This window comes from Pseudomonas folii, assembly GCF_014357575.1.
Taxonomy (GTDB): domain Bacteria; phylum Pseudomonadota; class Gammaproteobacteria; order Pseudomonadales; family Pseudomonadaceae; genus Aquipseudomonas; species Aquipseudomonas folii.
In genome coordinates this window covers 1-8953 of record NZ_JACONW010000189.1, presented here as the reverse complement: position 1 = coordinate 8953, position 8953 = coordinate 1, and the positions used below count along the sequence as shown (strand labels likewise).

The window sequence follows — 8953 nt, the reverse complement described above, 5'->3', positions numbered from 1 at the left end:
ACGGAAGCCGCCAGTCTAACCCCCATCGGTATCGATATCTGCATCCTTGCCTTGTGTTGGATGCAGATTATTGGGGACTTTTTCCGGTTTTTCTTCAGGCTCGTAATCAGGCGTGTAGGTGTTGCCACCTGAGTCCTGATTCTGCTGGAACTGGGTATCAGGCTGACCCTGCGGCCTACCCTGGGATTGAGAGTCATACCCCTGAGTCTGCTGCTCCTGAGTCGGTGTGTCCGGTGCATTATCCGGCTTGATCGCCGGGTCGTTACGGTCGACTGGATCCTGATTTTGATCGCTCATTGTTCACCTCTGATTATTGTTCAGCTGCGATGGCTTACAAAAATCTGAGGGCGTTGTGTCCGGGTCGTTCGATCAATATGACGACCGGCAATCGATCCGTTTATAAATGAGCGCCATCTTTGCGGATGACGCTCATTCAGCAGCGCGAGCGCGATCAGCCGTACAGACGCTCAAATGGCAGCCAGCGCGCAAATGCACCTTCTTCGACCCAGGCACGCGCCGCCGCGATGTCCGGGGCGAAATAGCGATCTTCGTCGTAGTGGGCGACTTCACTGCGGATCATGGCGAGCACTTCGCTGAGTTTTTCCGAGGTGCGCAAGGGGGCGTGCAGATCGACGCCTTGCGCAGCGCCCAGCAGTTCAATCGCTACCACCGCGCTGCTGTTACCCGCCATATCCAGCAAGCGCCGCGCAGCAAACGTTGCCATGGAGACGTGGTCTTCCTGGTTGGCTGAGGTGGGCAAGCTATCGACCGAAGCAGGGTGGGCCAGGGTTTTGTTCTCGGATGCCAATGCGGCGGCGGTGACCTGAGCAATCATGAAGCCCGAATTCAGGCCGCCTTCCTTGACCAGAAACGCAGGCAGGCCGGACAGCGCCGGGTCTACCAGTTGTGCGATGCGACGCTCCGACAGTGCACCTATTTCCGAAATCGCCAACGCCAGCACATCGGAGGCCATGGCGACGGGTTCCGCATGGAAGTTACCACCTGACAACACATCGCCATCAGCGCTGAATACCAGCGGGTTATCCGATACCGCATTGGCTTCGCGCAGAAACACACCTGCGGCGAAACGCATGTGATCCAGGCATGCGCCCATCACTTGTGGCTGGCAGCGCAGAGAATACGGGTCTTGCACACGGCCGCAATCCACGTGCGACTTGCGGATCTCGCTGGTGGCCAGCAGCTCGCGATACAGGACTGCCACGTCGATTTGGCCCGGTTGACCGCGTACCGCTTGAATACGCGAGTCGAACGGTACGTCTGAGCCTTTCAAGGCTTCAACACTCAGGCTACCGGCGACCACGGCGGCGGTGAACAGCTTTTCGGTGGCAAACAGGCCCCGCAGCGCCAGAGCAGTGGACACCTGGGTGCCGTTGATCAGCGCCAGGCCTTCTTTCGGGCCCAGCACCATGGGCTCAAGCCCTGCCAGCGCAAGACCTTCGACAGCGTCCATTTCGCGACCCTGATGACGCACCCGACCCACCCCGATCAGCACGGCGGACATGTGCGCCAGCGGTGCCAGATCCCCTGACGCCCCCACCGAGCCTTGCGAGGGGATGCACGGATAAACCCGGGCGGCGTACAGTGCGCTCAGGGCCTGGATGACTTCCCAGCGAATCCCGGAGAAACCCCGGGCGAGCGAGCCCACTTTCAGCGCCATGATCAGCGCCACGCTGGCGTCATCGAGCAATGGACCGGTACCGGTGCAGTGGGAAAGCAGCAAGTTACGTTGCAGTTTGGCCAGTGACTCGGTGGGGATGGACGTGCGGGCGAGCAGGCCAAAACCGGTGTTGATGCCATACACGGTGCGTTGGTTGGCAATGATTTCGTTCACGGTGCGGGTGCTGGCGTCGACCACTTCACGGGCAGATGGATCAAGCTCGAAAGGGCTTTGCTGCTGATAAATGGCGCGCAACTGATCGAGATTGAATTGACCTGGCTTGAGTAGAAGTGCTGCTGGCATGGTGCGCTTTCCTGCTTGAGTTGTAGTTTTTGCCGAACCGGCTCGGGAATTATCCACGAGGTCGAGTTCGTGAGTTATATCATCCTGTATATACAAGATAAGGCAAAAGCCGGGCCAAGCAAATATGTTCCCGGGTTTGTTGGGGCTGAGGAGGGTTTGTGATCGCGGAGGGCGGGGTATCTGTCACCGAAGGTGGCACCGTCCGGTGCGCAACGCCCGGCTTTGGGGCGGCCGGAAACGTTTGAGTGTGGAGGTTGCGGTCGTTTGGTAAGCACTGGATCTGTAGGAGCTGCCGAAGGCTGCGATCGCGGTATGTCAGAATAAATGCATCGCAGCCTTCGGCAGCTCCTACATAAAACGTACTTCAATCCTTCAAAATTGCAGATATATCGAACCGTTATTTTTTACCAGCCAACGCCTGCGTCACCTGCCCGATATTACCCTGCAGCTCGGCCAGTGGGTCTTCACCATCCAGCGCCAGTACCAACAACGTGCCACCAGCCGCTGTAATCGCAGCCTTCACCGGTTCTGGCGGCTGGCGATGATCCAGGACCAATGCAACGTCGTTGTCCTTGAGGGTCTCGGTCAATTTTTGCAGTGCATCGGGCGTCCAATGATCGTCGGGCAGTATTTGTGTTCCCGCCAGTTCCAGATTCAGGCCGCTGATCAAATAGCTCAGATGGTCGGAGAGGCTGACCACGCTGAGGTTATCAGCGCTGGCCAGGCTCGCTTCGCTGTCGGCAGTCAGTTTCAGCAATTGCTGTTTCAGGGCCGACAGGTTGGCCTCGATACGCGGTTTTGCGGCGGGCGCCAGCCTCACCAGATCGGCAGCCATGACGTCGGCCATGCGGCCCATATTATTGCTGGAAAGCCACGGTTGACTGTTCAGGCCATCCACGCCCTGGCCCGGCTGGACGGCAATACCCGGCAAGCTGCCGTCTACAGGGCGTGCAGCGTCGATTTCGACAATGCGGATATTGCTGCGCCGAGCATTGGGATACAACGGATCGTCAGCCCAGATGGAACGCAGACCGATCACCGCATCAGCATCCGTTGACAATTTACGCAGCGCTTCGACACCGCGACCGGTGAAGTAAGCCGTCTGGCGTGAACCGGGCAGGTTAGCTGCGGCGGCGCGTTCCAGCACTACCCCGCTGTCCTTGAGCAGGATCTGCCCGAGGCCGAAGGTGATCGGCAGGCTGGCCAGAACCCGTACAGGTTTCTGATTCTCTGGTGCAGTGGGCGCGGCGTGAGTCGTGGCGGCAAGCAAGCCGGAGAGGGCCAGTGCCAGGGTCAATTTACGCAACATTTATCCAATATTCCCTTTGAGGCTTGGTACCGTGCCGCGAGCGATGGCAGCCAGAGCGAAGGCCATGCCGGCGACCAGAATGATCGCCGCGCCGGACGGTACAGGCAGGTCGAAAACGATCGGCAACAGAATGCCGCACAAGGTGCTGACAGTGGCGATGGCCACTGATATCCAAAAGAAGCCTTTCAGCGACTGGCTGAGCAGTCGGGCAGCTGCAGCCGGGATCACCAGCAGTGCGCCCACCAGGATTGCGCCGATGACTTTCACTGCGGCGACGGTAATCAGCGTCACCAGAATCACGAACAGGTAATCCAGCGTTTTCACTGCAACGCCCCGCACGGCAGCGAGTTGCGGGTTGAAGCTGGCCAGCATGATCCGGTTGTACAGCGGCAGGCTCAGGCCCATGACCAGTGAACCGACCACGGCGAGGACCAACAGATCGCCGCCGTTGACCGTCAGCACCGAGCCGAACAGCACGTTCTCCAGAATATGGATGTTGATCTTGCCTGCCAGAATCAGCAGCAGGCTGGCGCCGAAGGCCAGCGATACCGAGAGGAACACGCCGATCAGCGTATCCGGTGCCAGGCCGGTGCGATTGCGCAGGTAGTTGAGGACGATGCCGAACAACAGGCAGTAGCCAAACAGCGCGCCGTACGGGCTGGTGTAGGGCTCACCGAGCAGGATGCCGATGGCAACACCGGTCAGCGCGGCATGGCCCACTGCTTCGGAGAAAAACGCGAAGCGCTTGACCACCACCAGCGTTCCCAGACCGCCGAGGACCGGGCCGATCAGCAGCCCCGCCAGCAACGCGTTGACCACGAAGCCGTAGGCCAGGGCTTCCGGGAGATAGCCGGACGACGCCAGCCCTTGAATGAAAAGACGAAACTGCTCGTAGTCCATCACACAACGCTCCCTTTTGATGTGTCAGCGGCGCGAGGATGGGCGGAGAACAAAGTCAGCAGGCGGTCCGGTGTCAGTGCGGTGGCCGCCGTTTCGTCGAACAGCACCCGGCGATTCAGGCCGGTGACGTTATCGGCCAGTCGTTTCACCGCCTCCAGGTCGTGCTCAATCCAGAGCACGGTGATACCTGCCTTGCGCCAGTCACCCAGCAGACGTTCGAACACTTGAATGCCGGCCTCATCCAGTGCCGACATCGGTTCATCGAGCACCAGCAGTTGCGGCGCCGGGATCAGGCCCTGAGCCAGCAGTACGCGCTGGCGTTCGCCACCGGACAACGCGCCCATGCGCCGCTTGCGTTTGTCCTGCATGCCGACCCGCTCCAGCGCCTCACCGATGGCCGCTGCGTAATGTTTTGACAGGCCGAGAAACGCCGGGCGACGCTGACACATGGCGGCCATGAAATCGTCGACGGTGATCGGCAGACCACGGTCAAATTCCAGCGCTTGTGGCACATAGCCGATGAGTCCGGGCGAGCCGGGCCATTGCAGGCTCAACTGACCCTGATGGGGCATCTGGCCGAGCATGGTTTTGATCAGCGAGCTTTTGCCGCCACCGTTCGGGCCCACCAGTGCATGAATGCTGCCCGGGCTGACCTTGAAGCTGACGCGATCGAGAATCACCGTGCGGCCCAGGGTCAGGCTGACATCCGCGAACTCCACGCCCGGTCCGTTGCCGGTAATCGTGATTTTTTCAGCAGCGGTCATGCTCCGGACTCCTGAATGGCGCGCACAACGGTATCCAGATTGCCCGCCATTTCCTTCTCATACTTGTCGGCGGTGTACTCACCGTAGGAAATGTGCGACAGCGGATAGAGCTTCACACCCGACTCGCGCTGGATGGTTTCGACGTAGGTCGAGGGGAAGTCCATCTCCGAGAAAATCACCTTCACGTCCAGCTCGCGCAATTGATCGATGGTTTTCTTCAACTGACTAGGGCTTGGTTCAATGCCGTGCGCAGGCTCGACTACAGCTGTCACTTCCAGACCAAATTCACGCAACAAGTAGTCATAAGCGGCATGTACGGTGGCCACCCGCAGATCGGCATTGGGAGCCTTGGTCAGCTTGGCCAGTGCATCAGCGCGCATCTGACGCAGACGTTTGCCGTAGGCGCGGGCATTGGCGGTGTAGGTTTTGGCGTTGTCGGGATCAAGCTTGCCCAGCTCGCGGGCGATGTTGTTGACCTGCGCGATGGACGCACTGATCGACAGGAAAGTGTGCGGGTTGACCACTTTGCCCGCGCCCCGCGCAGCCACACCGGTTGCGGCCAGCAACGGCACGTCGGCGTTGGCCTCGATCACCGTGATATCCGGTTTCTCGCTGGCAGCGATCATGCGGTCGGCGAAATCGTCGTGACCCACGCCGTTGAGCACCACCACGTCCAGCGAGCCAATGCGCTTGATATCGTCGGCACGTGGTTCGTAAGCGTGAGGGTTGAAGCCGGCCGGAATCAGCGGCACGACTTCGGCCTTGTCACCTACGATGTTGGCGACATAGCTGTAATAAGGATGAAGGGTAATACCAATCCGCAAGCGCTTGGCGTCGGAATGAGCCAGTGGCGAGAGGAGGGTGGCCAGCAGGCCGACCAGCACAACGCGCAGCAGCGGGCGGCGTTTCAGAGAAATAGGCATGGGCAAGAAGTCTTCTTTCAAATAAGTGCGTGGGGATCAGTGTTTGTGCTGGCGGGTCACGCCTGCATCAAACTGGGCGACGACTTGCTTCCAGCCCGAAGCAATCAGGGCCTTGTCGCTGACATCGGTGATGCCATTGCTGAGCGAAGGACTGCGATTGATCCAGATGTCGGCCTGGGCGTCATCGGCTGTTCCGATACGCAACAGAAACGATCCTGCAACGGCGGGGTTCTGACTCAGCCCAACGTAGGACTTGTCGACCATTTGCCAGGCATGTCCGCCACGGCTCACCGAACTGGCGTCCTCGACAAACGGGGCGAGACCTTCATCGCTGAGTTGTTGCGGCGTTACCGGAGTGGCTTGCTCGGGTGCCAGCAGGCGGATTTCGTCCAGGGTGACGCGCAGGTCGGCGTAAATGCCTTGTTCGGACGCCGTCAGGTCGCGACGGGCATCCAGTTCATGGGCAGCTACGTTTTGCACGTCCTGGCGTTCCCCGTGCCAGCCGATGACTGTTCCGGCAACCAGAAGAATGATCAGACACAACGCCAATACGTAAAGCGTTTCGTGACCGGCACCCGCCGGACGGACGACTTGATGGGTCGGGCTACTCATGGGGCTTCGATATCCGCCTGGTCAATTTCGACCACGTGACCAGGACCTGCGTCGAACAGGACATAGAACTCAGAGGCCGGTTTTTTGAAGGTCACTGTCGAGTCTTCACCCAGCTTGCCGGGCACCAGAATGGTTTCGTCGTAGCCGATCACGTCGAGGGTCACGCCCGGCGCACCGCTGCCATCGGAAAAGCCGCCGGTGCAGCGAATCTGTTCGTTATCGATCTGTTTGCACTCGCACATCGGGTTGTGCGCCAGCGCAGTGCTGCTCAGCCCCAGGCCGATCATCCCCGTTGCTATCAAGGGCAGCGCTTTGACACCCAGCCAGCGCAGATAAGGTCTGCCGATCATCGTTTGACTCCTTGTTTTTTCAGCCAGGCTACGGTCGCGGGAGAGGCCTGTGATAACGGAATGGACGCCTGATGCATCGAACCGTCCCAGCCTTCCATGGTGATCCACAGATCGGCGTCGGGTTCGGTGCGTTCAGGAATCTGCATAAAGGCGCTCATGCGATAGGGGGAGCCAAAGAAAATCACCCCGGCGGCACGCAGGCTGCGCGGCTTGCCGATGCGCAGGTAGGTCGCCTTGACCGTGTTCGCACATTCGGCGCAGAGCGCGGCGTTAAATGTTTTGGTGTAGCCGGAAGCACCTTCCAAGCGTGGTGCCTCATCAAAGAACTCCGCCATGCGGATGCTCCACGGCCCGACCTTAACCTCGCCGATCTCGCGCTGGCCAAGGCCGCTGTCACCACGGAACAGGGCCATTTCGGTGAAGTATTTGGGCATGAACCCCAAGGGGATAAGCACCAGCAGGATGTTTATATGAAAACGCCATTTGTGCCAGAAACGGCCCAGGGGCGACGGTTGTGTTGCGACGGCGGCCTTGCTCACAGGGTGTTCTCCGGAATCTTGCTGACCATGGGCGCAAGCGTCTGCTGTCTGGCGCTGGCGCGTTCGAGCTTTTCACTGCGCTTGAGCGCGTTGACGGTTGCCTGAGCAGTTCGTTTGGTCCAGATCAGCAGGCCGCTGAGGACCATCATGCTCAGGATCAGGGCGAAGAAGGTCCAGATCAGCTTGATCCAGATCCCGCCGAAGTCTCCGGTGTGCAGAGGACGCATGGATTCGGTGACGAACTCCAGGGCCGAGCGATCCGACAGCAGATGTGAGGTGGCGATTTCACCGTTGTAGGGGTTGATCTCCGCAGTCTGGAACATCAATGGGTACCAGCTGCGGCCCGACACACTGATATTGCTGTAGGCGTTGAGCGGCATGCTGATGGAGCTGGGCTCCAGGCCGGGAATCTTCTCGCGGGTAATCTCGACGGCCTTATCGAGGCTGATCATCGGCGCCGGGCTGCCGTCTGCCGTCAGCGGCACACTGGCGTGGGGAATGACCGAGGCGATGGGCGACTGGCTGGAAATACTGATCTGGTTATCGAACAGGATGGCCTGGATCAGGAACCACATGCCGGTTATGGAAATGACAGCGATGAACCAGATCGACCAGATTCCGCTGAGGCGGTGGAAGTCACCCCAGAAAATCCGTGCGCCCTGGCTGATGCGCAGCGTGGGTTTGAAAAAGCCTTTCCAGAATTTCTTGTAGACCACCAGCCCGGTCACCAATGAGGCCAGCAGCGGAATACTCAACAGCGACACCATGTACCAGCCCCAGGAGAAGCCGTTGGTGAACGGCACCAGCCACCAGCCATGCAGGGCACGGGTGAAGGCGGGGAAGTCGAACGACGGCGCAACACCCTGAAGCACCCCGGTGTACGGGTTGGCATAAGCGACAACGGCGCGGCCGCCGGGATAGGTGGCCCGCACGTTCAAGGCAAAGTAGTCACCATCGGGCTCCGAGATTCTGCCAACTTTTATCTGCGGGTCATTACGCTCTATGGTCGCCTTGACTGCTTCAAAGCTCAGGCGCGGGGCATCGCCGGACGGCGGATTGGCGCGCATTTCCGGGTTGACCAGCCACATGATCTCTTTGCTCACCACGGCCAGCGTCCCGGTGAAACACACGATCAGGACGAAGAACCAGATGGGCAGGGCCAGCCAGCTGTGGACGAGAAACCAGATTTTTGAACGGGACTTCTTGGACATGGAGTAACGGTCTCGATTCACGGTGTAGAGCAGCCCGATGATCGTTCGGGCGTACGGTGTCGATAAAAAGCAGCTATGGCTGTTGCCATCGGGACTGCTGCATATTACTAGGACGGATGAGAATCAAATACTCCCAGTGTTAATTCTCATTACAAATTTAAAAGATGTATCTGGATGTGTTTTTTTTGAGTGGGTCAGGATGGTTGGGAGATGCAGTTTTCGCGATAAAAGTATTTTGTGTACATATCCATTTTCGACGTAGCGGCTGATATTGGTTGCGCTTTTACAGCGCGTCACTTTTGATGTAGCGCAAAAGTAACCAAAACGCTCTTGCCCCACCACTTGGCACCTCGCTGTCGCTCGG

General features: G+C 59.2%; 11 protein-coding genes. All 11 read right to left on the bottom strand.

Annotated elements, in window-relative coordinates:
* Positions 1-15 precede the first annotated feature (15 nt).
* Positions 16-297, bottom strand: a complete 282-nt coding sequence (locus H8S59_RS24335; RefSeq protein WP_095095534.1) for a hypothetical protein — start codon at positions 295-297, stop codon at positions 16-18.
* A gap of 154 nt (positions 298-451) precedes the next feature.
* Complete coding sequence (hutH, locus tag H8S59_RS24330; RefSeq protein ID WP_187523073.1) at positions 452-1981, bottom strand: histidine ammonia-lyase; 1530 nt, start codon at positions 1979-1981, stop codon at positions 452-454.
* Positions 1982-2378: 397 nt separating this feature from the next.
* Complete coding sequence (locus H8S59_RS24325) at positions 2379-3290, bottom strand: metal ABC transporter substrate-binding protein (protein WP_187523072.1); 912 nt, start codon at positions 3288-3290, stop codon at positions 2379-2381.
* On the bottom strand, positions 3291-4190 hold the full coding sequence (locus tag H8S59_RS24320; protein WP_187523071.1) for a metal ABC transporter permease: 900 nt from the start codon (positions 4188-4190) through the stop codon (positions 3291-3293).
* On the bottom strand, positions 4190-4954 hold the full coding sequence (locus tag H8S59_RS24315; protein WP_187523070.1) for a metal ABC transporter ATP-binding protein: 765 nt from the start codon (positions 4952-4954) through the stop codon (positions 4190-4192). The genes H8S59_RS24320 and H8S59_RS24315 overlap by 1 nt, the downstream gene beginning before the upstream one ends.
* A complete protein-coding gene (locus H8S59_RS24310; protein WP_187523069.1) occupies positions 4951-5877 on the bottom strand; it encodes a metal ABC transporter substrate-binding protein in 927 nt (308 codons plus the stop codon). The genes H8S59_RS24315 and H8S59_RS24310 overlap by 4 nt, the downstream gene beginning before the upstream one ends.
* Before the next feature lie 36 nt (positions 5878-5913).
* Positions 5914-6489 carry a DUF6162 family protein gene (locus H8S59_RS24305; RefSeq protein WP_095095553.1) on the bottom strand — a complete coding sequence of 192 codons (576 nt, stop codon included), beginning with the start codon at positions 6487-6489 and terminating at the stop codon, positions 5914-5916.
* A complete protein-coding gene (locus H8S59_RS24300; RefSeq protein ID WP_371856738.1) occupies positions 6486-6839 on the bottom strand; it encodes a hypothetical protein in 354 nt (117 codons plus the stop codon). Before H8S59_RS24300 ends, H8S59_RS24305 begins: the two co-directional genes overlap by 4 nt.
* A complete protein-coding gene (locus tag H8S59_RS24295; RefSeq protein WP_187523068.1) occupies positions 6836-7378 on the bottom strand; it encodes a thiamine pyrophosphate-binding protein in 543 nt (180 codons plus the stop codon). The genes H8S59_RS24300 and H8S59_RS24295 overlap by 4 nt, the downstream gene beginning before the upstream one ends.
* Complete coding sequence (locus tag H8S59_RS24290; protein WP_187523067.1) at positions 7375-8589, bottom strand: PepSY-associated TM helix domain-containing protein; 1215 nt, start codon at positions 8587-8589, stop codon at positions 7375-7377. Before H8S59_RS24290 ends, H8S59_RS24295 begins: the two co-directional genes overlap by 4 nt.
* Positions 8590-8712: 123 nt before the next feature.
* Positions 8713-8953 (bottom strand): hypothetical protein (locus H8S59_RS26830; RefSeq protein ID WP_214658453.1); only part of this gene is annotated, 241 nt, incomplete at its 5' end.